The organism is Arthrobacter ramosus, assembly GCF_039535095.1.
In the GTDB taxonomy this organism is placed as follows: Bacteria; Actinomycetota; Actinomycetes; order Actinomycetales; family Micrococcaceae; genus Arthrobacter; species Arthrobacter ramosus.
On sequence record NZ_BAAAWN010000001.1, the window covers coordinates 1438041 to 1464732 of the forward strand.

General features: G+C 64.9%; 26 protein-coding genes. 21 read left to right on the forward strand and 5 right to left on the reverse strand.

Going from position 1 to position 26692, the window contains the following annotated elements:
• Positions 1-46: 46 nt before the first annotated feature.
• From nagB to ABD742_RS06770, 3 genes are all read left to right on the forward strand, one after another.
• The gene (gene nagB, locus ABD742_RS06760) at positions 47-829 is read left to right on the forward strand and encodes a glucosamine-6-phosphate deaminase (protein ID WP_234747821.1); all 783 of its coding nucleotides are present in this window, start codon (positions 47-49) and stop codon (positions 827-829) included.
• A 36-nt stretch (positions 830-865) separates the two neighbouring features.
• Positions 866-1204 carry a DUF3039 domain-containing protein gene (locus tag ABD742_RS06765; RefSeq protein ID WP_234747818.1) on the forward strand — a complete coding sequence of 113 codons (339 nt, stop codon included), beginning with the start codon at positions 866-868 and terminating at the stop codon, positions 1202-1204.
• A gap of 180 nt (positions 1205-1384) precedes the next feature.
• Positions 1385-3163 (forward strand): DEAD/DEAH box helicase, encoded by a 1779-nt coding sequence (locus ABD742_RS06770; RefSeq protein ID WP_234747815.1) that lies wholly within the window; start codon positions 1385-1387, stop codon positions 3161-3163.
• A gap of 24 nt (positions 3164-3187) precedes the next feature.
• On the opposite strand, the gene ABD742_RS06775 is transcribed toward ABD742_RS06770, so the two are convergent.
• Together ABD742_RS06775 and ABD742_RS06780 are read right to left on the reverse strand one after the other, a co-directional pair.
• The gene (locus tag ABD742_RS06775) at positions 3188-3814 is read right to left on the reverse strand and encodes an isochorismatase family protein (protein WP_234747812.1); all 627 of its coding nucleotides are present in this window, start codon (positions 3812-3814) and stop codon (positions 3188-3190) included.
• The gene (locus ABD742_RS06780; RefSeq protein ID WP_234747809.1) at positions 3815-5143 is read right to left on the reverse strand and encodes a nicotinate phosphoribosyltransferase; all 1329 of its coding nucleotides are present in this window, start codon (positions 5141-5143) and stop codon (positions 3815-3817) included.
• A 377-nt stretch (positions 5144-5520) separates the two neighbouring features.
• Here ABD742_RS06780 and clpS point away from each other — a divergent pair, with 377 nt between their 5' ends.
• From clpS to rdgB, 6 genes are all read left to right on the forward strand, one after another.
• Entirely contained in the window at positions 5521-5931 is a 411-nt protein-coding gene (gene clpS, locus ABD742_RS06785) for an ATP-dependent Clp protease adapter ClpS (RefSeq protein WP_234747795.1), read from the forward strand.
• A complete protein-coding gene (locus tag ABD742_RS06790) occupies positions 5924-6490 on the forward strand; it encodes a DUF2017 domain-containing protein (RefSeq protein WP_234747793.1) in 567 nt (188 codons plus the stop codon). Before clpS ends, ABD742_RS06790 begins: the two co-directional genes overlap by 8 nt.
• Before the next feature lie 104 nt (positions 6491-6594).
• On the forward strand, positions 6595-7665 hold the full coding sequence (gene murI / locus ABD742_RS06795) for a glutamate racemase (protein ID WP_234747791.1): 1071 nt from the start codon (positions 6595-6597) through the stop codon (positions 7663-7665).
• The gene (locus ABD742_RS06800; RefSeq protein ID WP_234747789.1) at positions 7662-8459 is read left to right on the forward strand and encodes an MBL fold metallo-hydrolase; all 798 of its coding nucleotides are present in this window, start codon (positions 7662-7664) and stop codon (positions 8457-8459) included. Before murI ends, ABD742_RS06800 begins: the two co-directional genes overlap by 4 nt.
• Positions 8460-8528: 69 nt before the next feature.
• A complete protein-coding gene (gene rph, locus ABD742_RS06805) occupies positions 8529-9287 on the forward strand; it encodes a ribonuclease PH (RefSeq protein WP_078108499.1) in 759 nt (252 codons plus the stop codon).
• Complete coding sequence (gene rdgB, locus ABD742_RS06810; RefSeq protein ID WP_234747786.1) at positions 9284-9925, forward strand: RdgB/HAM1 family non-canonical purine NTP pyrophosphatase; 642 nt, start codon at positions 9284-9286, stop codon at positions 9923-9925. The genes rph and rdgB overlap by 4 nt, the downstream gene beginning before the upstream one ends.
• Before the next feature lie 321 nt (positions 9926-10246).
• On the opposite strand, the gene ABD742_RS06815 is transcribed toward rdgB, so the two are convergent.
• A complete protein-coding gene (locus tag ABD742_RS06815) occupies positions 10247-11011 on the reverse strand; it encodes a VTT domain-containing protein (RefSeq protein ID WP_234748623.1) in 765 nt (254 codons plus the stop codon).
• A 201-nt stretch (positions 11012-11212) separates the two neighbouring features.
• Here ABD742_RS06815 and ABD742_RS06820 point away from each other — a divergent pair, with 201 nt between their 5' ends.
• The 4 genes from ABD742_RS06820 (at position 11213) to ABD742_RS06835 (ending at position 14532) form a co-directional block, all read left to right on the forward strand.
• Positions 11213-12436, forward strand: coding sequence for an MFS transporter (locus tag ABD742_RS06820; RefSeq protein WP_234748622.1), 1224 nt, complete (start codon positions 11213-11215; stop codon positions 12434-12436).
• Positions 12437-12560: 124 nt separating this feature from the next.
• Complete coding sequence (locus tag ABD742_RS06825; protein WP_344787500.1) at positions 12561-12761, forward strand: DUF4235 domain-containing protein; 201 nt, start codon at positions 12561-12563, stop codon at positions 12759-12761.
• A 130-nt stretch (positions 12762-12891) separates the two neighbouring features.
• The gene (locus ABD742_RS06830; RefSeq protein ID WP_234747780.1) at positions 12892-13917 is read left to right on the forward strand and encodes a 3'-5' exonuclease; all 1026 of its coding nucleotides are present in this window, start codon (positions 12892-12894) and stop codon (positions 13915-13917) included.
• Positions 13918-13983: 66 nt separating this feature from the next.
• A complete protein-coding gene (locus ABD742_RS06835) occupies positions 13984-14532 on the forward strand; it encodes a DUF4395 domain-containing protein (RefSeq protein ID WP_234747767.1) in 549 nt (182 codons plus the stop codon).
• Between the two features lie 12 nt (positions 14533-14544).
• Here the strand turns inward: ABD742_RS06835 and ABD742_RS06840 are convergent, their stop codons facing one another.
• Positions 14545-15630, reverse strand: a complete 1086-nt coding sequence (locus ABD742_RS06840) for an ADP-ribosylglycohydrolase family protein (RefSeq protein WP_234747764.1) — start codon at positions 15628-15630, stop codon at positions 14545-14547.
• Between the two features lie 77 nt (positions 15631-15707).
• Here ABD742_RS06840 and ABD742_RS06845 point away from each other — a divergent pair, with 77 nt between their 5' ends.
• The 6 genes from ABD742_RS06845 to ABD742_RS06870 all read left to right on the forward strand — a co-directional run bounded on the left by ABD742_RS06845 (position 15708) and on the right by ABD742_RS06870 (position 23287).
• On the forward strand, positions 15708-16064 hold the full coding sequence (locus ABD742_RS06845) for a YidH family protein (protein ID WP_059387628.1): 357 nt from the start codon (positions 15708-15710) through the stop codon (positions 16062-16064).
• Positions 16061-16411 carry a DUF202 domain-containing protein gene (locus ABD742_RS06850; RefSeq protein ID WP_234747761.1) on the forward strand — a complete coding sequence of 117 codons (351 nt, stop codon included), beginning with the start codon at positions 16061-16063 and terminating at the stop codon, positions 16409-16411. The genes ABD742_RS06845 and ABD742_RS06850 overlap by 4 nt, the downstream gene beginning before the upstream one ends.
• A 146-nt stretch (positions 16412-16557) precedes the next feature.
• Complete coding sequence (locus ABD742_RS06855) at positions 16558-17484, forward strand: MIP/aquaporin family protein (RefSeq protein ID WP_234747759.1); 927 nt, start codon at positions 16558-16560, stop codon at positions 17482-17484.
• Positions 17485-17574: 90 nt separating this feature from the next.
• Positions 17575-18762: an exonuclease SbcCD subunit D gene (locus tag ABD742_RS06860; RefSeq protein ID WP_234747756.1), complete on the forward strand. Its 1188-nt coding sequence runs from the start codon at positions 17575-17577 to the stop codon at positions 18760-18762.
• Positions 18759-21779, forward strand: coding sequence for an AAA family ATPase (locus ABD742_RS06865; protein ID WP_234747754.1), 3021 nt, complete (start codon positions 18759-18761; stop codon positions 21777-21779). Before ABD742_RS06860 ends, ABD742_RS06865 begins: the two co-directional genes overlap by 4 nt.
• Before the next feature lie 89 nt (positions 21780-21868).
• Positions 21869-23287 (forward strand): MFS transporter, encoded by a 1419-nt coding sequence (locus tag ABD742_RS06870; protein WP_234747751.1) that lies wholly within the window; start codon positions 21869-21871, stop codon positions 23285-23287.
• A gap of 143 nt (positions 23288-23430) precedes the next feature.
• Here ABD742_RS06870 and ABD742_RS06875 read toward each other — a convergent pair whose 3' ends face one another.
• Positions 23431-24165, reverse strand: a complete 735-nt coding sequence (locus tag ABD742_RS06875) for an IclR family transcriptional regulator (protein WP_234748621.1) — start codon at positions 24163-24165, stop codon at positions 23431-23433.
• Between the two features lie 148 nt (positions 24166-24313).
• Here ABD742_RS06875 and ABD742_RS06880 point away from each other — a divergent pair, with 148 nt between their 5' ends.
• Together ABD742_RS06880 and hpaB are read left to right on the forward strand one after the other, a co-directional pair.
• Positions 24314-24850, forward strand: coding sequence for a flavin reductase family protein (locus ABD742_RS06880; protein ID WP_234747748.1), 537 nt, complete (start codon positions 24314-24316; stop codon positions 24848-24850).
• Between the two features lie 72 nt (positions 24851-24922).
• On the forward strand, positions 24923-26377 hold the full coding sequence (gene hpaB / locus ABD742_RS06885; protein ID WP_234747745.1) for a 4-hydroxyphenylacetate 3-monooxygenase, oxygenase component: 1455 nt from the start codon (positions 24923-24925) through the stop codon (positions 26375-26377).
• Positions 26378-26692 lie beyond the last annotated feature (315 nt).

Here is a 26692-nt window from a genome sequence, read left to right on the forward strand (position 1 = left end):
TTTGAATCAGTCGATCCGGGAAACACAGCTAGAAAGGTCGTGGACGATGGAAGTTGTCATCCTTCCGGGAAGCAAGCAGATCGGGGCGCTTGCCGCGGATGCCATTGAGGCGCTGCTCCTCCGAAAGCCGAACGCCGTCCTGGGCCTGGCCACAGGGTCATCTCCGCTCCCTGTCTATGACGAACTGACGCGCCGCCATCAGGAAAGAGGTCTCGATTTCAGCCAGGCACACGCCTTCGCCCTTGATGAATACGTCGGTCTCGAACCTGGGCATCCGGAGTCGTACCGTGAAGTCATCCGCCGTGAATTCACGGACCGGGTCAATATCGACCCCGCCAATGTCCACAGCCCGGACGGTACCGCGGCCGACCTTCCTGCGGCCTGCCAAGCGTACGAGGACTCCATGCGGGCACTCGGCGGCGTTGACCTGCAGATCCTTGGCGTCGGCACGGACGGCCACATCGGGTTCAACGAGCCCGGCTCCTCGCTCGCTTCGCGGACCCGGATCAAGACGCTGATCGAGCAGACCCGCAAGGACAACGCGCGATTCTTCAAGAGCATCGACGACGTCCCGCACCACGTGGTGACCCAAGGGCTCGGAACCATCATGGATGCCCGGCATGTTGTCCTGATTGCCACGGGGGCGCAGAAAGCCCAGACCGTCAGGGACTTTGTCGAGGGTCCGGTGGCGGCCATCTGCGCGGCATCGGTGCTGCAGATGCACCAGCACGCCACCATCCTGATCGATGAGGCTGCGGCGTCCTCGCTCAAGCTGGCCGACTACTATCGCCACACCTATGACAACAAGCCGAAATGGCAGAGCATCTGACACGGTGCATCTGATCGCCAAGCTGCAGCGGCTAAGATGGATGGCATGACGACGCTGCCTCCGGACCCATTCGAAAACGATCCCATGCGCGAGCTTTCCGGAGCCGGAACTTCCACTTCAACCATTGAGCGCGAAGAAGTGCGCCAGGAAGTGGAACCCGGTGACCGGGAGCGTTTCTCGCACTATGTCCGCAAGGAAAAGATCATGGAGTCCGCACTGACAGGCGAACCCGTGATTGCTCTGTGCGGCAAAGTGTGGACCCCTGGCCGGGACCCGCAGAAGTTCCCGGTCTGCCCCGAGTGCAAAGAAATCTATGAAGGACTTCGCCCCGGAAACGACGGCGGAGACAAAGGCGGCTCGGGCAACTCCAAGTAGCGAGTAAGCCCCAGTAGTCGGGTAATTCCTGGTAGTAGGCGGGGGAGCGCTTTCCCCTGCCTGTTTGCTGCCCTGCGTGATTCGGCGCATCCGGAACAGATTGGTGTTTTTTGTGGTTATTTGGGTTTCGCTGGCTGCAGCGGCCTTGCTTGGAATGGTTGCTGGTCGAGGGGAATCCGCGTGACTGAAACACTCTTCGGCGGCCCCGCGCTGCCTCCCGCATATCCGGAACGCGCAGCCTGGGGAACCGCCCCCAAGCTGCGCGCCTGGCAGCAGGAAGCGCTGGACCTGTACCTGAACGCCAGTCCGCGCGATTTTCTCGCCGTGGCAACGCCGGGCGCAGGCAAGACCACCTTCGCCCTGCGGATTGCATCGATACTCCTCGACAGCGGAACCGTGAACCGAGTGACGATCGTCGCTCCTACCGACCACTTGAAACGGCAGTGGGCGGACGCCGCCGCCAGGGTGGGCATTGCCATCGATCCGAACTTCAAGAATTCCGACGGCCAGCACGGCAGGGGCTTCGTCGGCGTTGCGGTGACCTATGCGCAAGTGGCCAGCAAGCCCATGCTCCACCGGGCCAAGACCGAGGCCGCCCGCACGCTGGTCATCCTCGATGAAATCCACCACGGTGGCGAAGCGTTGTCCTGGGGCGACGGATTGCGCGAGGCCTTCGATCCCGCTGCGCGGCGCCTGGCCCTCACGGGCACGCCTTTCCGTTCCGATACATCACCCATCCCTTTCGTGGAATACGCCGAAGACCGCGATGGCATCCGCCGCTCGAAGGCGGACTACACCTACGGTTACGGCAATGCCTTGAGGGACCACGTTGTCCGTCCCGTGCTGTTCATGGCGTATTCGGGCCAGATGCGTTGGCGCACCAGCGCGGGAGACGAAATGGCGGCGTCCCTCGGCGAGGCTGCCGTGACCAAGGACATCACCTCCCAGGCATGGCGGACCGCGCTGAACCCCGGCGGCGAATGGATCCCCGCGGTTCTTGCCGCCGCCGACAAGCGCCTCGGTGAGGTGCGGCGTACCGTGCCCGACGCCGGCGGCCTGGTGATTGCCACGGATCACGACGACGCCCGCGCCTATGCCGGTCAGCTCAAGAAAATCACGGGTCAGTCGCCCACGGTGATCCTGTCTGATGATTCCAAGGCTTCGCACAAAATCGAGGAGTTCACCGCCAGCGACAAGCGCTGGATGGTGGCCGTCCGCATGGTGTCCGAAGGCGTTGACGTCCCCCGGCTTTCGGTGGGCGTCTACGCGACGTCCACGTCCACGCCGCTGTTCTTCGCCCAGGCCGTGGGCCGCTTCGTCCGTGCCCGCAAACGTGGGGAAACGGCGTCGGTCTTTTTGCCGTCCGTGCCGCCCCTCATGGCCTTGGCCAACTCCATGGAAGCCGAGCGGGACCACGCGCTGGACAGGCCCGAGAAGGAAGACCCGGACGGCCTCTTCAACCCCGAAGAGAACCTGATGGCCGAGGCCAACCGCGACGAGAAGGCCTCGGACTCCCTGGAGAAAGGCAAATTCGAGGCCCTCGATTCGCAGGCGTCCTTTGACAGGGTGCTGTTCGACGGCGGCGAATTCGGCACGGGAGCCGATATCGGATCCGAGGACGAACTAGATTTCCTCGGAATCCCCGGGCTGCTCGACGCCGAACAGGTGGGAACGTTGCTCCGGCAGCGGCAGCATGATCAGCAGTCGAGGAAGAAGCGCCAATCTCCGTTGGCTGCCGCCGCGTCACCCGCGGTTCCGGACCACCGCATGCTGATGGACCTGCGCAATGAGCTCGCCAAAAATGTCGCGGCCTGGTCGGCCCGCACCGGTACCCCGCACGGCGTCGTCCACAACAAGTTGCGCGAGGTGTGTGGCGGACCGGCAGTCGCGCAGGCAAACGAGGAGCAATTGCAGTCGCGGCTGCGCAAGCTCCAGGATTGGTTCATCGGAAGGAAGTAGAACTGCTTGGCAGGGCTCCTGCCCTTAGCGCTGCCCCAGTTCGACGCCGTTTTCTTCCAGCTCGGCGTAGGTCTCGTCAAGATCTTCCGCGATTCCGGCGGTGAGGTCACCGATCACCGTCACGGAGTAGCCCGCCTGCACGGCGTCCAGGGCGGTGGCCTTGACGCAGTAGTCCGTGGCGATACCCACCACCACCACTTCCTCCACTCCGTGGCTCTGCAGCCAGTCGTCGAGCCCGAGGGCGTCCTCGTCCAGCTCGACGGAGGGGACGGCGCCGGGCGCGAGTTCGCCCATGGGAACTTCGTCTTCGGGCGCCAGGACTCCTTCGAACCCTGAATAGGCCGCGGTGTATTGCCCCTTGCGGAAGTAGGCCTGGATGTACTCGGCGTCGAGATCCCGGTGGAGTTCGGCGCCCTTGCTCCCGGCGCGGCAATGCGCCGGCCAACTGTCCACGAAGTCCGGTGTATCCGAAAAATGGCTGCCCGGGTCCACGTGCCAGTCCTGCGTGGCCACGACGTGGTCGAAGTGCTGGTGGTTCGCGTCAAGGTATTCGCTGATGGCGGCAGCCGTGGCGGCGCCACCGTCCACGGCGAGGGACCCGCCCTCGCAGAAATCGTTCTGGACGTCCACGATAATCAGGGCGCGGGACATTCAGTCCTCCTCATAGACGGTGGGGATTGCCGGCTCGCCGCGCTGCAGCCTCCGGACTACCGGGGGGAGTTCGGCCATGGTCGCAGCATGGCGTTCCTGTGCCCGGACCACGCCCTCGTGTCCTGTCCATCCCGGGAGCAGTTCTCCGTTTTTGATGAACCGCTGGAGCAGCGGACGGTCGTTGCCGTCGTCTTCCGGGCGGTGTCCGATGCCCACGATCTCCTGGGTGGCGATGCCGAGTTCGTTGAGTTTGCGCAGGGCGTATTTGCGGCCGCCCACGCTTGCCTTGTTTTTGGCTACCTTCGCCACGGGAACGAATTCCCCGGCATCGTTGGTCCGGCTGACGAGCTTGTAGACCATGCCGGCCGTCGGGGCTCCCGATCCTGTGACCAGGGAGGTACCTACGCCGTACACATCCACCGGCGCCGATTGCAGGGCCGCGATGGCGTATTCATCGAGATCCGAGGTGACGACGATCCGGGTGTTGGTGTTGCCGAGGTTGTCCAGCAACTCGCGGACCCACTGGGCCTGGGCCACGAGGTCTCCGGAGTCGAGGCGGACTGCCCCGAGCCCGTCACCCGCGAGTTCCACCGCGGTGCGTACCCCGACCTCGACGTCGTACGTGTCCACCAGGAGCGTCGTTCCCGGTCCGAAGGCGGCGATCTGCGCTTCGAAGGCCTCGCGCTCGGTGTCGTGCAGGAGCGTGAACGAGTGGGCGGCCGTGCCCACGGTCTTGATGCCGTAACGGCGGCCGGCCTCAAGGTTGGAGGTACTGCCGAAACCGGCGATGACCGCGGCGCGGGCTGCCGCCGTCGCGGATTCCTCCTGGGTGCGTCGGGAGCCCATCTCGATGCACGGCCGGTTGCCGGCCGCGCTGGTCATCCGGGAGGCAGCCGAAGCAATCGCGGTGTCATGGTTGAGTACCGACAAGATGTACGTTTCCAGGATGCACGCTTCCGCGAACGTAGATTCGACGATCAGGATCGGGGAGCCGGGGAAGTAGGCCTCGCCCTCCGGATAGCCCCAGATGTCGCCGGAAAACCTGTAGTCGGCGAGGAAATCCAGTGTCTGCCTGTCAACTATTTTGTGCTGATCGAGAAACGCGAGCTCGGCGTCGCCGAAACGGAAGTCCTTGATTCCCTCAAGCAGCCGGCCGGTGCCGGCGACGATGCCGTAGCGGCGGCCGTCAGGGAGGCGGCGGGCGAAGGCCTCGAAGACGGAGCGCCGGTGCGCCGCGCCCGAATGGAGGGCAGCTTCCAGCATGGTCAGCTCATAGTGATCGGTGTACAACGACGTGCGGGGGTGGTCCCAGGCGACGGATCTACTCACGAATTCACTCTAGTCCCCACCGGCTCCCAGGTCTCGCTTCGCTCGACCGGGGCCCCTCGCCGGCGTGGGCCCACCCACCGGCTCCCAGGTCTCGCTTCGCTCGACCGGGGCCCCTCGCCGGCGTGGGCCCACCCACCGGCTCCCAGGTCTCGCTTCGCTCGACCGGGGCCCCTCGCCGGCGTGGGCCCACCCACCGGCTCCCAGGTCTCGCTTCGCTCGACCGGGGCCCCTCGCCGGCGTGGGCCCACCCACCGGCTCCCAGGTCTCGCTTCGCTCGACCGGGGCCCCTCGCCGGCGTGGGCCCACCCACCGGCTCCCAGGTCTCGCTTCGCTCGAACGCCATTAGCTCGCCCATCCATCACCATTAGAATGGACAGATGACCACTACCGTCGGCCCCGGCACAGCCCCCGGCACCTATACAGCCACCTGCACAGTGACAGATGCAGGCTTAAAGGGAGAGGAACGGACGGACATCTCGGAGCGTTCGTCCACCGACGTCCTCAGCGCTGCTGACATCCCTTGGAACCTAGTGGTCTGGAATGATCCCGTCAATCTCATGAGCTATGTGAGCTACGTGTTCCAGAGCTATTTCGGCTATTCCGAGGCCAAATCCAACAAACTCATGCTCGAGGTCCACAAGAAGGGCCGTTCCATCGTGGCGCACGGAGGCAAGGAACAAGTGGAGCAGCACGCGGTTGCCATGCACGGCTATGGTTTGTGGGCAACGGTTGAAAAGGCAAGCAGCAGCGGCGACGGCCGGGGACGCAAGGGTGGCGCACGTGGCTAAGGCTTTCAAGTACGGACTCAAGGGCATCACCGGCTACCTTGAGCCCGCCGAGCGCGAACTCCTGCGCGGACTCCTGGACGATGTCATTTCAATGCTGGAACCGCAGCTGTCCAGCAACGAAGATCCCCTGACGGCCCTGATCGGCCTGGACATGAACGTCAAGGAACCGTCCGATCGCGCCCTTTTGCGGCTCTTGCCCAACGTCATGAAGAACGACGACGCCGCCTCCCTCGAGTTCCGCCAGCTCACCGAGCGCTCGCTGCGGGAAGGAAAAATCGGCGCGCTCCGGGCCGCCGCGATGGGCCTGGACCGAAACGAGCTCGTCCTCACCCCGGAGGAGGCGAAGCTCTGGTCCATGGCCCTCAATGATGTTCGTTTGGTGCTGGCCGAGCGCCTCGATATCCGGGACGAAGCGGACGCGGACCATGTCCACGCCATGCAGGACTGGTCCCAGGCCGAAGACGTAGAGAGCTACCTGGCGCTCGTCTACAACTTCACCACGTGGCTCCAGGAATCGTTGGTCCAGGCCATGATGGCCTCGATGGACCGGAAGTCCTGAGTGGAATTGCCGGGGCTTTTGGCCGTCCGTGTGACAAAACAGACACGAGGCCCCCGCCACATGTCATGGCTGCGGCACATGCCTTGGCTTATTCTCTAAGAATCATGAACTCAGCATCGGACGCGGTATCGGATGGGGAGAGCGCCGCAGCGGCGCCGGAATCCCAGCGCAGGCCGGAAACACTGAACAGCAAAGCACACAACCCCTTGCTGGGATCGCGCCCCATCGGTGTCTTCGATTCCGGAGTCGGCGGACTCACCGTGGCACGGTCCATCATCGACCAATTGCCCAACGAGTCAATCATCTACGTAGGGGACACCGCCAACGGGCCGTACGGGCCGCTGCCCATCGCAGAAGTCCGGGCCAATGCCCTCGGCGTCATGGACGAACTCGTGGACTCCGGCGTCAAGCTGCTGACCATCGCCTGCAACTCGGCCTCGGCCGCGGTCTTGCGCGATGCCCGCGAACGCTATACGGCCCGCTACGGGATTCCCGTCATCGAGGTCATCCAACCCGCAGTCCGCCGGGCGGTGTCCGCGACGAGATCCGGCCGGATCGGCGTGATCGGGACGTCGGCTACAGTAGGTTCCCGCGCCTACGAGGACACCTTTGCCGCTGCCCCGGACCTGACCATCACCTCGGTGGCCTGTCCGGAATTCGTGAGCTTCGTGGAGGCCGGCATCACCACCGGTCCCGAGCTGCTGGCCGCGGCCCACGAATACCTGGAACCGCTCAGGGACGCCGGTGTGGACACCGTTGTGCTGGGCTGCACGCACTATCCCTTGCTCACCGGCGTGATCTCCTTCGTCATGGGGGAAGACGTCACTCTCGTGTCGAGCGCCGAGGAGACCGCCAAAGACGTTTACCGCGCCTTGGCCACCCACGGGATCCAGCGGACCGATCCCGGCCTGCCCCGGCACGACTTCATGGCCACCGGCGACCCCGTCCAGTTCGAAACCCTGGCGCGCCGTTTCCTCGGCCCGGAGGTCCTGTCCGTACGCCACGTGGACCATGTGGCTGCCCAATACCCGACCGGAAGCCTCGCCCGCATCACCCCGGAAATGTTGGAGGCCGCCCGTGCGGGAGGCCATCATGCGAGGACGTCCAATTTCGTTGATCCGGCAGCGTTCACTGTGAACGAATTCGGCGCGGCCCGCGGGGGCCGCATCCAGTGAAACTGACCATTGTTGGCTGCACGGGCTCCTTCCCCGGTCCGAGCTCTCCGGCGTCGTGCTATCTGCTGACCGCGCACGACGGTGAACGCCAGTGGAAGATCGTCATGGACCTCGGCAGCGGTGCCCTTGGAGCCATCCAGCGCTACACGGACCTCGAAGACATCGACGCCATCTTCCTGACCCACCTGCACCCGGACCATTGCATGGACCTTTGCGGGCTGCATGTGGCCGTCCGCTGGAAGCCGGGCGGCTGGGGACGGGACAGGATCCCCGTCTGGGGTCCCGCCGCGACAGCCGACCGCATGGCCACCGCCTACGGCTTGGAGCTGGACCCCGGAATGCATGAGGAATTCGACTTCAGCAACTGGAGCGAAAGCCAGTCCGTGCAGCTTGGACCGTTCACCGTGACACCGTATGCCGTGAACCACCCGGTGGAGGAGGCCTACGCCTTGCGAGTCGAGGTCACCGAACCGGACAAGGAAGGCAAAGCGGTGAGCAGGATCCTCACGTACTCGGGAGACACCGACTCGTGCCAGGGCCTGGAGGACGCCGCCCGCAACGCCGATCTCTTCCTGTGCGAGGCCGCCTTTGAAGAAGGGCGCGACGACGATATCAAGGATGTGCACTTGACCGGCAAGCGCGCGGGCCAGGCAGCGACAGCCGCCGGAGCCCGACGCCTCCTGCTGACCCACATCCCGGTCTGGACATCGCAGACCAAAGTCATGGCCGAGGCCCGGCCCGAGTTCGCCGGCGATGTCGCCGTCGCGGTTGCCGGAGTCCACTACACCGTCTGAACCCGGAGTCCGACGGCTCAGTCCAACTGCGTAGTCCGGCGAGGGCCACCGGATCGCTAAGCTTGCAGTATGACTTCCGAAGCCACATCTGTCCCCGTCATCCGTGCCGACGGCCGTACGCCCGATCAACTCCGTCCCATCAGCATCACCCGCGGCTGGTCCAAGCAGGCCGAAGGTTCGGCCCTGATCGAATTCGGCAACACCCGGGTGCTGTGCACGGCTTCCCTGACCGAGGGCGTTCCGCGCTGGCTCAAAGGCGAAGGCCGGGGCTGGGTCACGGCCGAATACGCCATGCTCCCGCGGGCCACGAACACCCGTTCCGACCGTGAGTCCGTCAAAGGCAGGATCGGCGGACGTACCCACGAAATTTCGCGCCTGATCGGCCGCTCGCTGCGTTCCATTATCGACACCAAGGCCCTGGGCGAGAATACTATCGTCCTGGACTGCGACGTCCTGCAGGCCGACGGCGGCACCCGCACCGCCGCGATCACCGGCGCCTACGTGGCGCTCGCCGAAGCGATCCGCTTCGCCCGCGAGAACAAGATGATCGCCAAGAACGCGCAGCCGCTGATCGACACCATTGCTGCCGTCTCCGTGGGAATCATCGACGGTATCCCGATGCTGGACTTGCCCTACGTCGAGGACGTGCGCGCGGAAACCGACATGAACGTGGTGGTCACGGGCTCCGGCAAGTTCGTGGAAGTCCAGGGCACCGCCGAAGGAGCCCCCTTCGACCGCGATGAACTGAATGCCTTGCTGGATCTTGCCCTCATCGGCACGGGGGAGTTGGCAGCAATCCAGCGCGAGACCCTGGCCGAGGCCCCGTGAGCATCGACACTGCGCCGCGGCTCGTTCTTGCCACCCACAACAAGGGAAAACTGCGCGAACTCAGGGAACTCCTCCGGGGGCAGGTGCCAGGACTCGACGTCGATACCCAAGTGATTGACGCGGCCGCGGCCGGAGCTCCCGATGTTGCCGAGACCGGCGTGACGTTTGCCGAGAACTCCCTGCTCAAAGCACGGGCCGTGGCTGAGGCCACGGGAATGGTGGCGATTGCCGATGACTCGGGATTGGCCGTGGACGTGTTGGGCGGAGCTCCGGGCATCTTCTCGGCCCGCTGGGCCGGCCGGCACGGTGACGACGCCGCCAACCTCCAGCTCTTGCTGGCGCAACTCTCCGACGTCCCCGACGCGCACCGGGGAGCCGCGTTTGTCTGCGCGGCGGCACTCGCTGTACCGGCCGCCGTCGACGGCGGGGCGCGCGAGGTGGTCGAGTACGGCCAGCTCGAAGGCACCCTCTTGCGCGAACCCCGCGGCGCGGGTGGATTCGGTTACGACCCCGTGCTCCAGCCCGAGGGGCTTGACCGCAGTTGCGCCGAACTGAGTTCCGAGGAGAAGAACGCCATCAGCCACCGCGGCAAGGCGTTCAGGGCGCTGCTCCCGGCCATCGTGGACGCCCTGCGCTGAAACTGGCTTAGGCGACAAAACGGGTGTAAATCGCGGGCGCGTCATGTCCGTCCCGGGATCGTCTTCGCTCGGAGGTCGGATTCTGCTCAATCATTCGAATGGACAAATTCCAGGCCCGCGGAATCACGGGACCGGCGGCCTCGTCGAAGAGAATGATCCAGCAGAATCCGACGGTGTCCATAGATTGTCGAACTCCCGTCGACTTGGATCTGGTCATGGCCCCCCGGCGCCGGGATCCGCGGGGCAATATCGGTCAAGCGCTAAAGAACGAGGCACCCCGCAAACGAACTGCGGGGCGCCACTTTCTTTAAGCCAGTGCGTTTAGCGCTCGCCGTGCTTTCCGGCTTCGCGTCCGTCGACGAACTCTTCGGCGGGTTCAGCGCCGCGGTCAGTGGCCTTGCGCTTGGCGAGCAAGCCGCGGATGACCTCCACGGCCACGGGGACCACCGAGAGCAGCACGATGACCACGAAGATGATGTCGAGGTTGTCCCGGACCCACGGAACCTTGTCGCCGAGCAGGTAGCCGAGCAACGTGACGCCACCGCCCCAGAGCACGGCCCCGATGACGTTGAAAATGAAGAACTGGCGCTTGTCCATCTGCGCGACGCCGACAATCACCGGAACGAAAGTGCGGATGATCGGAACGAAGCGGGCCAGGATCAGGGCCTTGCCGCCGTGCTTTTCGAAGAAGGCGTGCGCGCTCTCGACGTTTTCCCGCTTGAACAGCTTGGAATCAGGCTTGTTGAAGATGGCCGGTCCGGCTTTGGAACCGATGAGGTAGCCGCTCTGGTTGCCGATGATCGCAGACACGACGATGAGGGCTGCGAGTGCCCAGATGTTGAACTTGATGGTATCCGTGGCGACGAGGAGCCCTGCGGTGAAGAGCATCGAGTCGCCAGGCAGGAAGAAGCCCACCAGGAGTCCCGTCTCGGCGAACACAATGCCGCACACGAGCAGGACTACCCATGGTGCCAATGCGGGGTCGGCCAGGAAGATCTGGGGGTTCAACCAGTCGGGGAGGAGCGAGGACATGTGCGGCTGCACCGGTCCTGCACCCACCAAAGCGGATACGGCAAAGTCGTTCATCGCAGAAAGGGTCACCCTTCAAGGGTACGGGACAACCGCCGTCGGGCCTTGAGACATCCGCTGGGGGTGTCTGACAGACACTGCCACGAGTCGCCCGACGTGCGTAGCGTGGTGGACGTGGAGAGAAGAGACGAAAACTTCTGCGTCCGCAGCTAACTGAACATGATTGACGAGGAAGAACTTTTGAAGCGAGACGTAGCCATATCCAGCACACCGGCGACGGTCGCTGCTGAGTCAGCCCCGGGGTTTCCATGGGGAGGTCTTCTGATCCTCGCAGCAGCAGGCTTCACTGCCGTCACTACCGAGCTCCTCCCGTCCGGGCTGCTGCCCCAGATCAGCCGGGACCTGGGAGTTGACGAATCGGCTGTAGGTTCCCTGACGGCCGCCTATGCAGCAGTCATCGTCTTCACGGCGCTTCCCTTGTCCAGGCTGCTCGGGGGACGAGTCCCCCGCAAGGCGTTGCTGATCGCCACCGTGCTCGCGTTCGCACTCAGCAACGTGCTGCTGGCGTCCAGCCCGAGCCTCGGATTGGCGGTTGCGGCAAGGCTCCTCGGGGGCGTGGCCCACGGGATGCTGTGGTCAAGCATGGCCCCCTACGTTGCCAGGATCGTTCCAGCGCACTCCGTCGGAAAAGCAATGGCCATGGTCTTCAGCGGTAACAGCATCGCTCTGGCGGTCGGCGCTCCGATCGGCACACTCATGGGCTCGGTGCTCACCTGGCGCGCCTCTTTCCTTATCCTGGCCGGAGTCGGTGCGGTTCTCGCTCTGCTGGCCGTTTGGGTGCTCCCCGCCGCCCCCGACGAGGACAGCAATACGACGCCGACCCTCCGCGGAGCACTGAAGCTGCCCGGCGTGATCGCGGTGGCCACAGCCTGGCCGCTCTTGCTTTTGGGCCACTTCACCCTCTTCACCTACATCGCGCCGTTCCTCCACGTCTCCGGACTGCCGGATGCCTTCACGAGCATTTCCCTGTCCGCGGTGGGGGCCGCCAGCCTCGTGGGGATCTGGATCGCCGGCCTCACTGCCGATTCCCATCCGCGGCGTTCCCTGCTTTCCGCGGTCGCCCTGCTCGTGCTCGCCTTCGCCCTCTTGCCGCGGCTTGGCGGCACATGGGTGGGCGAAATCGTATTGGTGACCATCTGGGGAACCGCCTTTGGGGCCATAGGGATCTACAACCAGGCAGCAATCCTTCGCGCCGGCGGAGAGCACAGAGACGCCGCGAATGGCCTGACCGTGGTGACCATTCAACTCGGCATCGCCGTCGGCGCCGGATATGGCGCTCTGGCCCTGACCACTGTCGGCGCCCTGTGGGTGCCGTTGGCCGCGGCCGTCCCGACGGCGGCAGCGCTCGCAATCATCCTGGCCAGCCGCCGCGGCGGTTACCCCGCCGGTCCGCGGGAGGCGAAACCCAAGGGAACCCGGTAAGTCCCACACGTGCTGCGCGAGACATTGCGGGCGCGGCCCTCATCGGGGAAGAGAAGATAAGCATGCTGATAATCTTGTGGTTAGGCACCTGGACCACATGTCTGGCCACAATCGGAGGAACGAGATGAACGTCCTGATCAAACTACTTGGGCTTGTTGTGGGCATGGGCGCCGGAATTGCGGCGAACAAGGCCCTGGAGGCCGTCTGGAGCAAGTCCACCGGGAAGCCCGCACCTAAGGATGCGAGCAATCTGGAGGACTCCTTACCGGGCGTGGTCTTGTTTGCCTTCGCCGGGGCGCCGCGGGGGCGGTCATCCATGTCCTGACCCAAAGGGCAACCAAGAAGGCGTTGACCAAGCTGCAGGAGACGGCGGACGAGGTCTGAAAGCCGGTCCGTGGCAGGTGGCGGCCATCACCAGCGCTAGCGGGACCCTTTTCCACCTGTAACCTTGACCAGTGGCATTGGACTTTACGGCGATCGACTTTGAAACTGCGAACGGCTTCAGGGGTTCACCGTGCTCGGTCGGCCTCAGCAAAGTCCGTGGCGGCGTCGTGGTGGAGGAAGCCTCCTGGCTTATGCGGCCGCCGGAAAACCATGACCACTTCGAGTACCACAACACCCGGATCCACGGCATCCGCGCCGAGGACGTCGCGGGCGCACCACGCTTTGGCGAACTCTTCCCTGAAATCGGGGCTTTCATCGGCCGGGATATCCTTGCCGCCCACAATGCGGCGTTCGATCTCGGCGTCATCCGTTCCGGGCTCGAAGTTTCCGGCCTGCCGGGCCCCGCCTACGAGTACGTCTGCACGGTGATGTTGTCCCGGCGCTGCTACTCGCTGGTATCCAATTCCTTGCCCTATGCCGCGGAGGAGGCGGGCGTGCCACTCGTGAACCATCACGACGCCGCCGAGGACGCCCGGGCCTGTGCCGGAATCCTGGTGGACATCGCGCACCGGAATAACGCCAACAGCATCGCCGAGCTCTACTTGTCCCTCGGCCTGGCCATTCCCAAACAGCAGGCCTTCCAGCCCGGAGACGGCCTGTCCAAGCAGACCCTCGCTGCGCTCGCGACCGTCGGCGGAGGGCGCGACGCGGTCTCTGGCCGACCCGGCGTCGGGAATGGCCCCGGCCAGCTTGGACGGGCCTGGAGCAATTGGCCGGAAGAAGGCACCAACCCGGCGCCCAACCCCGCAGCGGAGCCGGGCCACCCCTTGTTCGGGCAGACCGTCGTCTTCACTGGTGAGCTTGCGATTGCCCGGCCGGAAGCGAAACAGCGGGCAGCGGAGATGGGCGCGCGTCCGGAGAGCCGCGTGACCGGAAGGACTACGGTGCTCGTGGTGGGCGACGGCTTTGTGGCCGGCGATCTCCGGAACGGGCGCCTCACGGGCAAAGCCAAGCGGGTCCTGGAATTGCACAGCCGCGGCCAGCAGATCGAAGTTCTGTCCGAGGGGGAGTTCCTGCAGATGGTTGGCGGGCGCTAGCCGCGCCAAAATTCACACGGAGCAACAAAGCTTCCCGTTGTGTCGCGGCGCTCCTAGCCTTGAGCCATGACACAGGGAAAACAGGCTGACACTGCAGGATTCACCGCAGGGACGCCGACTCCGGCAGCCACGGGTTGGCGCGCCGTCTTCGCTTTCCCGAATCCGGTCAATGAGTACGCCGCGAGGATCACGGCAGGGCTGGTGGTTCTTGCGGCGCTGGCCACCCTCGTGAGCGGCCTTGGCTGGGGACTCGTGCTGATCGCGGCCGGCTTCTGGCTGCGGGTATTGTTCGGGCCGAGGATCTCGCCGTTTGCCTTGCTATCCGTCAAGGTCCTGGCACCCAGGGTGGGTCCCGCCAAACTTGTCCCGGGGCCGCCCAAGCGTTTCGCACAGGGAATCGGTGCCGCGCTCAGCACAGCGGCCGTGGTCCTGTTCTTCGCCGGGTTTGCTGTAGGTGCCTGGATCCTGCTCGCCTTGCTGATTGTCGCGGCGTCCCTTGAGTCGTTTGCGGGATTCTGCCTTGGCTGCGCCATTTTTGGATTCCTGCAGAGGCACGGCCTCATCCCCGAGGGCGTCTGCGAAGCGTGCAACAACATCGCGCTTCGCAGGCTTTGAGCCGCTTGCTTCCTAGCCGACTGTGACGGCGATCAGCCGCTGCGCCATCCCGCGGATGACGTCAGGAGCTTCGAGGGCTTCAAGCCACTCCGAGGGCAGGGCCTCTTCCCCATGGAGTGCCCCGAGGATGTTGCCCGCGATCGAGGCGGTGGAGTCACTGTCACCGCTGTGGTTCAGCGCCACGGCTATGGCCTGGCGGAAATGGGCGGCCGGATCGCGCTGTGCCTCGGCTGCCGCCGAGGTCGCCAGCACCGCATACAGCCCGACGGCGAGTGCCTCCTCCGCGACCCAGCCTTCGCCCAGTTGCTCCGTGAGTTCTTCCGGGCTGAGCAACGTGCCGGCGGAAGACAATTCCAGCGCCTGGCGGAGGCGGTCCAGGAGCTCGGGAGCTGGATCCGGCAGTGCTGACACCACGCTCAGGGCATGCTCAGCGGCGGTCCGTACATCCGAGCCCGCGGTCAGTTTGTGCACCAGCACGCTGAAGGCACCCGCGCTTTGCCGCGCCGAAGGGTGTCCGTGGGTCAAGGATGCGGCATCGGTGCTCAGCTTGTAGACCGTGGCTTCGGAAATATGCGGGACCAGGCCAAAGGGAGCGGACCGCATCACCGTGCCGCAGCCTTTGGACTCCGGATTGACGGGGCGAAACTTGGTCCCCATCTGGCCCGTGGCGAGTCCGCTCAGGCACGCCTTGCCCGGATGCCTGCGGTGCCGGAGTACCTCCTGGCTGTCGATCCAACGCGGTTGGGGAACGGGGGCCGACGACGGCAAAGCGACGCCCTGGGTAGCGAGCCATCGCAAGTAGGCGAGCCATAGACATGCCGTTTCATCCGCCGCTACGCCGTCGTTGGCCCACTCGAGGGCTTCCACGAGGCCGTCGACGGTGTACAGCGTCATCTGGGTGTCGTCCGAAAAGTGGCTGCCGCCGTCGAGCTGGCCGAAAGAGGTGAGGCCCGCGGTGCCGAAGCGGGAACGGATGGTGGCTACGTCGTCGAACTCGACGGCGTAGCCGAGCGAATCGCCCAAGGCGCCTCCCAGGAGGCAGCCGTGGACCCGGGACTCGAAGGATGGCGCGGCGGAGGGAGACGGTTCAGCACTCATAGTGGTAATTTACCGTGGCTGCATCGCCGGCCTTCACCTGCCCACTGATACGGTGGCTCGTGAACCAGGAGGCAGTGATGCGTGAACCCGCGTGGCGGAAAACCGGGAAGACCCCGGACTACAGATTCTCCCTCGCAAACGAGCGGACTTTCCTTGCGTGGATCCGTACGTCGTTGGCGCTGCTGGCTGGTGCCGTCGCCATCGATCAGCTTGCCCCGAACATCGCGCCACAGCCCGTGCGCATTGTCCTGTGCGTCGTGCTTTCCATGATCGGTGCGGGCCTCGCGACCCTTGCCTACCGGCGGTGGGCGCAGATGGAGGCAGCCATGCGCAACGACCAGGCCCTGCCGTTCTCACGGGTCATGCTGCTCATGACCATCGTGGTTGCCGTGGCAGCCTTCACCTTTGCCGTGCTGATCCTGGTGGCGCGTTGACCGTTGACGCCAGGGACCAGGGGCTGCAACCGGAGCGCACCACGCTCGCTTGGCGCCGGACCCTGATTTCGCTTCTGGTGGTGGACCTCTTCATCTGGCGCAGGTGGTTGACGGCCAAGTCCGGCGCGGGGCAACTGCCCACCGGGATACCGGGGCTCGACTACCAAGGCATCTGCGCCCTGACTGCCGCCGCAGCGACGATCGTCCTGGGCTGCGTTGTCTGGGTCAGGTCACATCAGTTGCACCACGGCGCGGAAGAAGCGTCGGCTGTCTTGATGCTTGCAAGCGCCGTGTCCATCATCTCGCTCGCCTGCGCTGCGGTCGCCGCAATCGCGTTGGGCGGCTAGGCTCGGATTCAGGAAGCGTCCAGACTCGGCTGACAGGATGCTGCAGGGCAAGACCGCGGTCCGCTGCATGGCTTTCTTGTCGCCGTGCCTGGAGCGTTCGCCTCCGTAACAGACCACCCGAACTTCGAACTAAGGAATCCCTCGAGATGACTACAACTGTGTCCACTCCCTCCTCCCGCGGTACCGGGCTCCTTGCCCGGGCTTCCGCTGAAGCTCTGGGGACGCTGTTCCTTGTGGTTATTGGCCTGGGTGTGCTGATCTTCATCAACCCCCAGGCGGTTCCGATGCCGGCGTCGCTGGCCAGTGGCCTGACCGTTACGGCTGCGATGCTTGCCTTCGGGTACCTGTCGGGCGGACACTTCAACCCGGCCATCACGGTTGGTCACTTGGTTGCCGGCCGGATGAAGCTTGTGGATGGGGCCGCGTACCTTGGGGCCCAGATTGTGGGCGGTTTGCTGGGCGCACTGGCGATTTTCGCCGTCGTGCGAACGGTCCCCGGGATCACTGACAGCCGCACCGTCTTTGACACGGCAACCTCCGGCTTCGGTACGCATTCGAGCTTCCAGGTTCCCGTGACCGGCGTGATGCTCATTGAGGTCCTCGGCGCTGCGCTCCTCGTGGGTGTCTTCCTCGGCGTCACCGCCCGGCGCAATCCCAGCAAGATCGCGGCACCGTTCGCCGTCGGCCTGACCGTCGCAGTCCTGCTCCAGTTGGGCCAATCCACCGGCAACCTTGCCTTCAACCCGGCCCGTGCCACTGCGTCCGCCATCTTCAGCTCCAGCTGGGCAGTGGAGCAGCTCTGGCTCTTCTGGGTCGCGCCGCTGGTGGGCGCGGCGATCGCAGGCCTCATCTTCCGTGGTTTCGGCGAAACTGCTCCGGCAGTCGTGGCAGAGGTCGAAGAACCCTTGCCGGCCGACGGCTGGGACGAAAAGTCCGACGACGACGCTGAAGCGGCTGTCCCGGAAGGTGCGGCCGAGGTTTCCACGCCGGCTGCGGCGCCCGCCGCGGCTCCCGCCGAAGTGAAGCCCGACGTCGACCCCGCCCGTGACTTCTTCGACGGCAAGCGGGGCTGACGCAGGAATTCAGCTGTCCGGAAGGCCCTGTTACGGCCGGTGCCGCCGCGCCGCGCCAATAATGTCCGTGCCTCCAGTTAGCTTGAAAACATGAGGCTTTTGCACACTTCGGATTGGCATCTGGGACGCTCGTTCCATGGCGTGGGGATGCTTGACGCCCAGCGCAACTTCATTGAGCAATTGCTGGCGGTCATCCGGGAACAGTCGGTGGACGTCGTCCTGATCGCGGGGGACGTCTACGACCGAGCCCTTCCCGGCCTGGATGTCGTGAAGCTTCTTGACGACGCCCTCGTGCGGATTACGGACGCTGGAGCCAAAGTGGTGCTGACAAGCGGCAACCACGATTCCGCGATCCGCCTTGGTTTCGCTTCACGCCTGCTGGAGCGCGGGGGAGTCCATCTGCGGACCCGCGTAGAGGATCTCGATTCCCCTGTCCTGTTTCCACTGGATAGCAATGACCGTGCAGCCCGGACGGGCGCCCCGGTGCTTGCCGTCTACGGTATTCCGTACCTTGAACCGAGGCTTGTCGCCGAACGGCTCGGTACCCAAACTGCGAGCCACTTTGACGTCACGCAGGCCGCGGTGCAGCTCATCCGTGAGGATATTGCCCGGAGAAGCGAGACCGGACCGGTGCACTCCGTTGTGCTGGCACACACCTTCGCGAGCGGCGGCATCACCTCGGACAGCGAACGCGATTTGAGCATCGGAGGTTTAGGGGCAGTGCCCCTGGATCTCTTCGATGGCTTCGGCTACACGGCACTTGGACATCTGCACGGGAGGCAGGAACTTTCGGAGCACGTCCGGTATTCGGGTTCGCCGCTGGCCTATTCGTTCTCCGAGGCCAAGCATCGCAAGGGTGCATGGCTGATTGACGTCGGCGACGACGGTGTTGAGGGCGTCGAGGAAATTCTGTGGAAAGCACCACGGGAGCTGGCGATTCTCCGCGGGAGGCTCGCTGAGCTTTTGGAATCAGGGGAGTATTCCTGGGCCGAGACTGCGTATTGCCAGGTCACCCTCACGGACTCCGCGCGGCCGGCGCAGGCCATGGAACAGCTGCGTGCCCGGTTCCCGGACACACTGGTGCTGGGCTTTGATCCTGAAGACGCCGCGGGAAAGGTCAAAGCCAGCTATAGCAGCAGGCTCGCAGAGGCCGAGGACGATCTGGGTGTTTGCTGCGGCTTCCTTGACCATGTGCGTGGAAGGCCGGCTGACGAGGCTGAACTTTCCGCCCTTCGTGAAGCCTTGGAAGCGGTCCGGTTGGAAGGGGCAGAGCTGTGAGGATCCACCGCCTTGAAATTGAGGCTTTCGGGCCGTTTGCCGGAGTTCAATCGATCGATTTCGATCAGCTGGGGGCCCAGGGACTGTTCCTCTTGAACGGTGCCACCGGCGCGGGAAAGACGAGTGTGCTCGACGCTATCTGCTTTGCGCTGTATGGCTCGGTGCCGGGAGCCCGCCAGGACGGAAAACGCTTGCGGAGCGACCACGCGGAACCGGCAGCGGAGCCGCGGGTCGTCTGCGAATTCTCGGCGCGCGGAAGGCGCTTCGAGGTCACCCGCTCCCCGGCGTGGGACAGGCCAAGTGCCCGTGGGCGCAAGGGCTTCACCACCCAGCAGGCCAAAACGCTTCTGCGCGAACGGGTCAATGGCTCGTGGGAAGAAAAGACCTCCCGCAACGACGAAGCCGGCATGGAAATCGGTGACGTCCTGGGGATGGACCGGGAACAGTTCACCAGAGTGGTCATGCTCCCGCAGGGAGACTTCGCGGCTTTCCTGCGTTCCAAGGCGTCCGACCGGCTGGATCTTCTGCAGAAGCTCTTCGGAACCCAGCGTTTTGAAGCGATCGAGCAGCAGTTGGCACTCCAAGCAAACGCCGCGCGCGCAAAAGTGCAGGACAACCAGAACGCACTTCAGTTGCTCGTGCAGCGGGCGGAGGCGGAGTACGCGCAGCTGGGCATCGAAGAGGCAGCCGACCCGGATCTCGATGACTCCGGATCCAGTGAGTCCACGCCTGAACTTTCGCTCGGGAAGCTCGAGGCCCGGGCCCGGGCCGAATCTCTTGAGCGGCAGCAAGCTGCCGGCTCCGCGGATGCCGTCCGGCTTCAGTTGGCCGACAAGCTCAACTCTGCTCGGGAACGGGTTCAACGGCACGCGAAGCTCGACGCCGCCGCGCGCCGGCACGAATCGCTCTCCGCACGGGCGGCAGAAGTGCAGGAATTCCGCGAGCGACTTGGACGCCACCGGAAAGCCGCCGTCCTCGGCGGACAGCTCGACGCCGTAGATCGCGCCGCGATGGCCCTCGACCTGGCGGGCTCGAAGGCGGAGTCGGCGACGGCGAAGCTGCTTGCCGCCTCTCTTGACGTGAGCGACCCTGGCACCTCGCTGGCCAGGATTCACGAGACGATGGCTGTTGTGGAGGCCAGGGCCGGGGACGAACAAAAGCTCGAGGACATCACCGCAAGGCTTGATGCGCTCGACCTCGCTGCACGGCAGCGGGAGTCGGCCAAAGCGGCGCGGTCCCTTGCTTTGGCCGGGCTTCGCTCGGAGGCGGTTGCCTTGGAAGGCGAGCTGGGCCCGCTGGAAGTGGCGGCTTTGGAGCTGCCCCTCCGCGAAAGCGGAGCCGCGGCAGCGCGGAACGCCGTCATGACCGTAGCCCGCTACGCAGGCGCCCTTGATTCCCTGTCCGCGGCAGTGAAGCGCCACGCCTTTGCCCGGGCGCTTTCCCAGGACCTCCGACAACTCTGGCTGGATCTCCGAGAAACCCGCTTGGCCAATGCCGCCGCCGAGCTCGCCGCAAAGCTGCATGACGGCGAAGCATGCCCTGTCTGCGGAAGCTCCGAGCACCCTTCTCCGGCGCCAGCCGGGTTAACCGCCCTGGCCCTTGCCGAGGAAGAGCAATCCGCCCACGAACGCTATGACGAGAGCGAGCATGAACTTCTCCAAGCGGCAGGCGAGCTAGCGTCGGCCGAGCAGGAAGTTGCCGTGCTCGCCGCCCAGGGCGGAAACATCGATCCAAAGGAAGCCGCTTCGGCGGAGGCCTTGGCCAAAGACGCCCTGGCCTCGGCGCGTTCCGCCGTCGACGGGCTCAAACGGGGCAAGGCAGACCTCGCCCGCATGACGGAGCGAATTGCCCGCTTGGAGGAAGAACAACTTCAGGAGGACACTGCTGCGGCGCAGGCCGGGTCCACCATGGTCCTGCTAGGCGAACAACGTGAGTCCCTGGAGACCTTGCTTCGCGGGCTGCGTGATGGCTTCGACACGCTGCACGGCCGGATTGAGGCCCTGACCAGGCACCGCGAGCTACTGCAGTCCGCTGTGGCTGCAGGCGTGCAGCTGGAACGTGCCCGGGAGGCTTTGGACGATGCGTCCACGGCCTTGGAAAGCGCCCTTTCAGCGCACGGATTCGACACCGCGGAGGCTGCGCGGCTCGAAATCCTCGACGAGCAGATCGCCGCCCGGCTCGACGAAACGATCAGGTCCGCGGAGACCGAGAGCGCCCGGCTCGCGGAACTCTTTGAGTCCGAGGATCTTGTGCTCGCTGCCAAGGAAGTGCAGATCGGGGAGGTGCCCCTGACCGCCGTCGGGCTCGCCGCCCTCGAACAGGAGGCCGGACAGGCTGGAGAAACGGCCCGCCGCCTGGATCTTGCTGCGGGACTCGCTGCCCGGACGGTGACCAGCCTGGCTGTGATCCGCTCGCAGTACGAAGAAGCTGCGGCCTCCGGGCGCGGCCCCCGCGAACGCGCCCGGGTACTCAACGAGCTCGCCGAAACTGCCAGAGGGGCAGGCGATAACGGCTACAAGATGAGCCTCAACAGCTATGTCCTGGCTGCCCGGCTCGAACAAGTCGCGGCAGCGGCGTCGGAGCGGCTTATCGCCATGAGCGATGGCCGGTACACGCTGGAGCACACGGACGCCAAGGCAGCCCGGGGCGCGAAATCCGGCTTGGGCCTGGAAGTCGTGGATGAGTGGACAGGCCAGCGGCGGGACACTGCCACACTGTCCGGAGGGGAGTCGTTCATGGCTTCGCTCGCGTTGGCCCTGGGGCTCGCGGATGTGGTTCAACAGGAGGCGGGCGGTGTAGACATCGAAACCTTGTTCGTGGATGAGGGCTTCGGGAGCCTTGACGAGCAATCCCTCGAGCAGGTCATGGATGCACTGGAGGGACTGCGCGACGGCGGCAGGGTAGTGGGGCTGGTCAGCCACGTTGCAGAGATGAAGCAGAGAATCAGCAGCCAGCTGCAGGTAATCAAGAACCGGAACGGCTCCACCGTGCGAATCGTCGACGCCGCGGCAGCCTAGGGCGGCCCGTCCGGTAGACTTGGAGGGTTACACCGGGTTGCGCGCATCGGGAGGAGGGACGATGCGCACCATTCAGCGAACCCGGAATCATGAACTCCTCCCCACAGAACTCCGCGGCGAACACCGCGCTCCAGGCTGCCCCTTCATTTCCTTCTGCGCCCCCGTCGGCCGCGCCACGCCGTTCGCGTCTACCTGGACGCTTCGCCCGCTTGCCCGAGCTCGCCGGCCGCAACTTCCTGCCGCTGGGACTCTTCGCGAGGCTGCCCCTCGCCATGCTGACCGTCGGCACCCTCACCCTGGTCACAGCTGTGAGCCATTCTTATGCCATCGGCGGCCTCGCTGCCGGAGCCGTCGGCATCGGATCGGCCTTGGGAGCGCCGGTACTCGGCTCGCTCGCTGACCGTTCAGGCCAGCGCCCTGTCCTGCTCGTAGCCGCGGCTGTCAACGCAGTGACCGTCATAGCATTGCTCGTTGCCGCGTACCTGACTCCCGATTTCAACGCCCCCACGGACGCGATCGCCATTTTGGTGACGGCTTTCCTCGCCGGAGCGAGTTGCCCGCAGGTGGGGCCCATGGCCCGTGTCCGTTGGATGGCCCTGACTACCCGGAACCTGAACACCCGGAATTCGAAGCCCGGCGCCGGGGAAAATGCCGCCGCTACTGGAAGTGTGGCGTCCTGCCGCGCAGACCTTGATACCGCGTTGTCATACGAGGGAACCGCGGACGAAGTCACGTTCGTCCTCGGTCCCGCGCTGGTCGGAATTCTCGCGAGCCTCGTAGCCCCTTGGCTTCCGCTCGCGTTGGCGGCCGTCCTTACGGCCACCCTCGTCCCGGCTTTCGCGGTGCATCCTTCACAATTGGCTGTGGTGCCGGCTAAGCGCAAGGCGCGCACCGGCGTCGGGAGCGTCCCTGCGGAGCAGAAGTCAAGTGTCCGATCGTTGGCCTGGCTGAAGGTCGCTGTTCCGGTGCTGGCCATGGTCTGCATGGGAACATTCTTTGGTGCGACGCAGAATGCGTTGAGCGCTTTCTCCGCCCAGTTCGCCACGGCGGAAATTGCGGGGCTGATGTATTCCGTCATGGGCCTGAGCTCGGCCGTCGCTGCGCTGTCTGTTGCCTATTGGCCGCAGCGCTTCGGGCTTGCGATCCGTTGGGTGCTCGCCGCGGCAGCGATGGCGGCGTTTTCTCTCCTGTTGTTCCTTCCGGCCGGGATCTGGGCGATGGTCATCGTTCTTTTGGTGCTCGGAATTCCCGTGGGACCCGTGATGGTGACGGTCTTCAGCATCGGGGGAGTCGTGGCGCCGGCCGGTCGTATGGCCACCGTGATGACCGCCCTGGCTAGCGGCATCGTCGCGGGCACGGCGTTGGGCGCCTACCTTGCCGGCCAGTTGGCCCAAACCCAAGGTCCCGCGGCGGCATTTGTGGTGTCCACGGCCGCTTCGGGTGCACTTCTGGTGCTCGGCATCGTTGCAGGACTGGTCCTCCGGCGCAGGCCAAGCACCCAACAATAACAACGCTCGCTCACTTATGGGCCACTTTTTGGTAACCCTCGCTCAGATCATCTGAAAGAGCGTTCCCGGTTTTGGCCTTAAAAGTGAGCGAGCGTTGGAAGAAGCAGGACGACTGCACGCATCAAGGGTGAAACGCAGGGTCCTTACGCCAGTTGGGACTCTATACGGGCCGCGCTCGCTGCCAGTGCTTCCCCGACGGCGGCCTGGTCCTGTTCGCGGCGGATGTAGACGACGGCGATCGCCGCGGGCCGCCCTCCGGGCACCTGGATGGGAGCGGCCAAGGATGACAGGCCCGCGATGACTTCGTCGTGGCTTGCCGAGTAGCCGAGTCGCCGCGCTTCGGCCGCTTCCGGGCGATACGGCAGGCCCGGGGCGCGGGCGGCCCAATCTTCCTCGCTCATGGTGGACTGGATCGCGATTCCAGGTGCCCCGGTGTTCACGGGATGGCGCGTGCCAGGATGCTGTGCCAGGGTCGCGGCCGAGTGTCGGGGCTCGACGGTGACCAGTGTGACGCAGTCCTGATGGTCCCAGACCGCCACGAAGGCCGTCATGTTCAGGGTGTTGGCAAGCTGGGTCAGCTCCGGGAGGGCGGCTGTCTGGAGGTCGCGGGAGACTCCCCGGGCCAGCACCGCAAGGCCCGGACCGGGCTGAACACGTCCGGCGTCGTCGCGCACCAGCAAGGAATGATCCTCGAGCGTGCGAAGGATCCGGTAAGCCACCGAGCGATGAACGCCCAGGGCACCGGCGAGTTCTGCAATGGTCAGGGGGCGCTCGGCAGCCGCCAGGATTTCCAAGGCTTGGATTCCGCGGGAGAGGGTCTGCGAGGGCGAGACCGTCGCCGTCGTTTCCTGCAGACTTTTCGCGGCGCTGGGAGACATCATGCGCTCCATCCTATGTTGGGGTCTAACGCGGCTGACCCGCCGTCTTGTGCTGTGGCACACAAAAGACTATGGTTCTGTATGAGAATTTGTTGTTCAAATATAGAACAAATTCACACATGGAACAATCTCCAAGCAGGAATCGACGATGATTGCCAAGTCCAGCCAGAACGCGGAGCAGGGACCCCTGGGCCGCACTTCGCGGCCGCGGGCACATCATTTCCGCGGCAGCCTGGGCCGCTTTGCCACTGGCGTTGCCATCGTGACGTTCGACGGCGCCACCAAGCGGCATGGCATCACCGTCAATTCCTTCACGTCTGTGTCCATGGAACCGCCCCTGGTCCTGGTCAGCATTGCCCGCAACACCAAAGCCCACGACGAGCTCGCCGGGCGCCCCTTCAGCGTCAATATCCTGGGCGCCGAACAGAAGCAGCTCGCCCTGCATTTCGCGGGCCGTCCCGGACCCGAGCCCCGGTGGGTCGAAGGCGACACTGCGCCCCGGCTATCCAACGTCCTCGCCTATTTCGAATGCACGCCGTGGGCGGCCTACGACGGCGGCGACCACACCCTCTACCTGGGTGAAGTGGTGGACTTCAACTACCGCAGCGGCGACGCGCTCGCCTTCGCCAACAGCTCCTTCACCACCATCCCGGAAAGCCAATTGGGAATGGAGGATCTTCTGTAGTTGCCGCGGCGCCCGTCGACGTCGCATCCACCACGCAATGCCGTTTCAGCTCAACCATCATTGGAGACAACCATGGGAATCCGGACCGGACAGCAGTACCTGGACAAGCTCAACTCGATGAACCCCCACGTCCTGATCGACGGCGAAATCGTCACCGAGAAGATCGCCGACCACCCGTCCTTCAGGAACGTGGCCCGCACGTACGCGAAGCTCTTCGACATGCAGCATGATCCGAAGTATGCGGACGCCCTCACCTACGAGTCCCCGACGACGGGTGACCGGGTAAGTGCCTCGTTCCTGGTACCGCGCAGCAAAGAAGACCTCGAACATCGGCGTGCGGCCATCCGCACCTGGGCCGAGTACTCCCTTGGATTCCTGGGCCGCACGGGTGACTACATGAACGGTGCCCTCACGGCGCTCGCGGCCGCAGAAAAATGGTTTGCCCAGGCCGATCCGATGTTCGGCGAAAACATCCGCAAATACTACGAGCATTGCCGCGAGAACGATCTCCTGGCTACGCACACACTGATCCCCCCGCAGGTTAACCGTTCGGTGTCAGGTTCCGAACAGCTCGGCGGCCAACTCTCGGCGAGGGTCGTGGAAGAACGCGAAGACGGAATCGTGGTCCACGGCGCGCGCATGCTCGCCACGATCGCACCGATCGCGGACGAGCTTCTCGTGTTCCCGTCGACGCTCCTGCGCTCGACGCCGGAAGATGCTCCGTACTCCTACGCGTTCGCCCTTCCGAATGATGCGCCCGGCATGCGCTACCTATGCCGGACCTCGCTCTACAACGGCGGAGGCACCCACGACGAGCCGCTCGCCAGCCGCTTCGAGGAGATGGACGCCGTCGTCGTTTTCGACCATGTATTCGTTCCCAACGAGCGCATCTTCATGCTCGGCCATCCTGAACTGTGCAATGCCTTCTACTCCGAGACCGGCGCCGGGGCCCTCATGACCCACCAGGTGGTCACACGGACCATCGCGAAGAGCGAGTTCTTCCTTGGCCTGGCCTCGGAGATTGCGGCGTCGATCGGGATTGACGGTTTCCAGCACATCCAGGAAGACCTCGCGGAGCTGATTGAAACCGTTGAAATCGGCAAAGCCCTCATGGTGGCGGCGGAAGCCCAGGCGGCTCCAAGCCCGGACGGCGTGTTCTTGCCCCACTGGCCCACCCTGAATGCGGCACGCAACTGGTACCCCAAGGTTGCCCAGCGTTTCCCGGCCATCATCCGGAAGTTCTCGGCGTCCGGACTCATGGCTTTGCCGGGTGAAGCAGACGTGGCCAGTGAGGCACTGCCGGACATCGAGCTCTACCTGCAGGCGAAGACGCTGACCGGGCCGGAGCGCGTGCGCCTCTTCAAGCTCGCTTTCGATGCCAGCATTTCAGCGTTCGCCGGGCGCCAGGCCCTGTATGAGTACTTCTTCTTCGGTGACCCTGTCCGCATGGCAGCCGCCCTCGTCAACAGCTACGACCGCGAGCCGGCCCGCGCCCGGGTGCGGGAGTTCCTCGAGCGGAAGGACTGAACCCAGGTCACCGTTTCAAATGTCGAAGGCATTGCGGGCGCAGCGACCGGTGTGCTGATCTTGATGTAGAGACCGTTCGCCGCCCGCCGATGAGGGAGATAAATCGCGTGAAATCGGGTCAAGGGATGATGCTCGCGCTATCCGCGATGTTGGGGCTCTCCGCGTGCGAGGGCTCAAACACATCGCCACCGACGGAAGCTTCGCCTAAGACGCTCACATTGGCGTCGAACCTCGACTGTCCCGATGCGTTTAGCGCAGACGCGGATCACGAGCCGGAACCTCCTGCACCAGACACGCCCCGAGCGCTAGGAGTAT

Excerpts from the sequence above, each read along its gene's own strand:
- nagB (WP_234747821.1), top strand. The coding sequence starts at position 47 with ATGGAAGTTGTCATCCTTCCGGGAAGCAAGCAGATCGGGGCGCTTGCC.
- ABD742_RS06765 (WP_234747818.1), top strand. The coding sequence starts at position 866 with ATGGATGGCATGACGACGCTGCCTCCGGACCCATTCGAAAACGATCCC.
- ABD742_RS06775 (WP_234747812.1), bottom strand. The coding sequence starts at position 3,814 with ATGTCCCGCGCCCTGATTATCGTGGACGTCCAGAACGATTTCTGCGAG.
- clpS (WP_234747795.1), top strand. The coding sequence starts at position 5,521 with ATGACCACTACCGTCGGCCCCGGCACAGCCCCCGGCACCTATACAGCC.
- murI (WP_234747791.1), top strand. The coding sequence starts at position 6,595 with ATGAACTCAGCATCGGACGCGGTATCGGATGGGGAGAGCGCCGCAGCG.
- rph (WP_078108499.1), top strand. The coding sequence starts at position 8,529 with ATGACTTCCGAAGCCACATCTGTCCCCGTCATCCGTGCCGACGGCCGT.
- ABD742_RS06815 (WP_234748623.1), bottom strand. The coding sequence starts at position 11,011 with ATGAACGACTTTGCCGTATCCGCTTTGGTGGGTGCAGGACCGGTGCAG.
- ABD742_RS06825 (WP_344787500.1), top strand. The coding sequence starts at position 12,561 with ATGAACGTCCTGATCAAACTACTTGGGCTTGTTGTGGGCATGGGCGCC.
- ABD742_RS06835 (WP_234747767.1), top strand. The coding sequence starts at position 13,984 with ATGACACAGGGAAAACAGGCTGACACTGCAGGATTCACCGCAGGGACG.
- ABD742_RS06840 (WP_234747764.1), bottom strand. The coding sequence starts at position 15,630 with ATGAGTGCTGAACCGTCTCCCTCCGCCGCGCCATCCTTCGAGTCCCGG.
- ABD742_RS06845 (WP_059387628.1), top strand. The coding sequence starts at position 15,708 with ATGCGTGAACCCGCGTGGCGGAAAACCGGGAAGACCCCGGACTACAGA.
- ABD742_RS06855 (WP_234747759.1), top strand. The coding sequence starts at position 16,558 with ATGACTACAACTGTGTCCACTCCCTCCTCCCGCGGTACCGGGCTCCTT.
- ABD742_RS06860 (WP_234747756.1), top strand. The coding sequence starts at position 17,575 with ATGAGGCTTTTGCACACTTCGGATTGGCATCTGGGACGCTCGTTCCAT.
- ABD742_RS06870 (WP_234747751.1), top strand. The coding sequence starts at position 21,869 with ATGAACTCCTCCCCACAGAACTCCGCGGCGAACACCGCGCTCCAGGCT.
- ABD742_RS06875 (WP_234748621.1), bottom strand. The coding sequence starts at position 24,165 with ATGTCTCCCAGCGCCGCGAAAAGTCTGCAGGAAACGACGGCGACGGTC.
- ABD742_RS06880 (WP_234747748.1), top strand. The coding sequence starts at position 24,314 with ATGATTGCCAAGTCCAGCCAGAACGCGGAGCAGGGACCCCTGGGCCGC.
- hpaB (WP_234747745.1), top strand. The coding sequence starts at position 24,923 with ATGGGAATCCGGACCGGACAGCAGTACCTGGACAAGCTCAACTCGATG.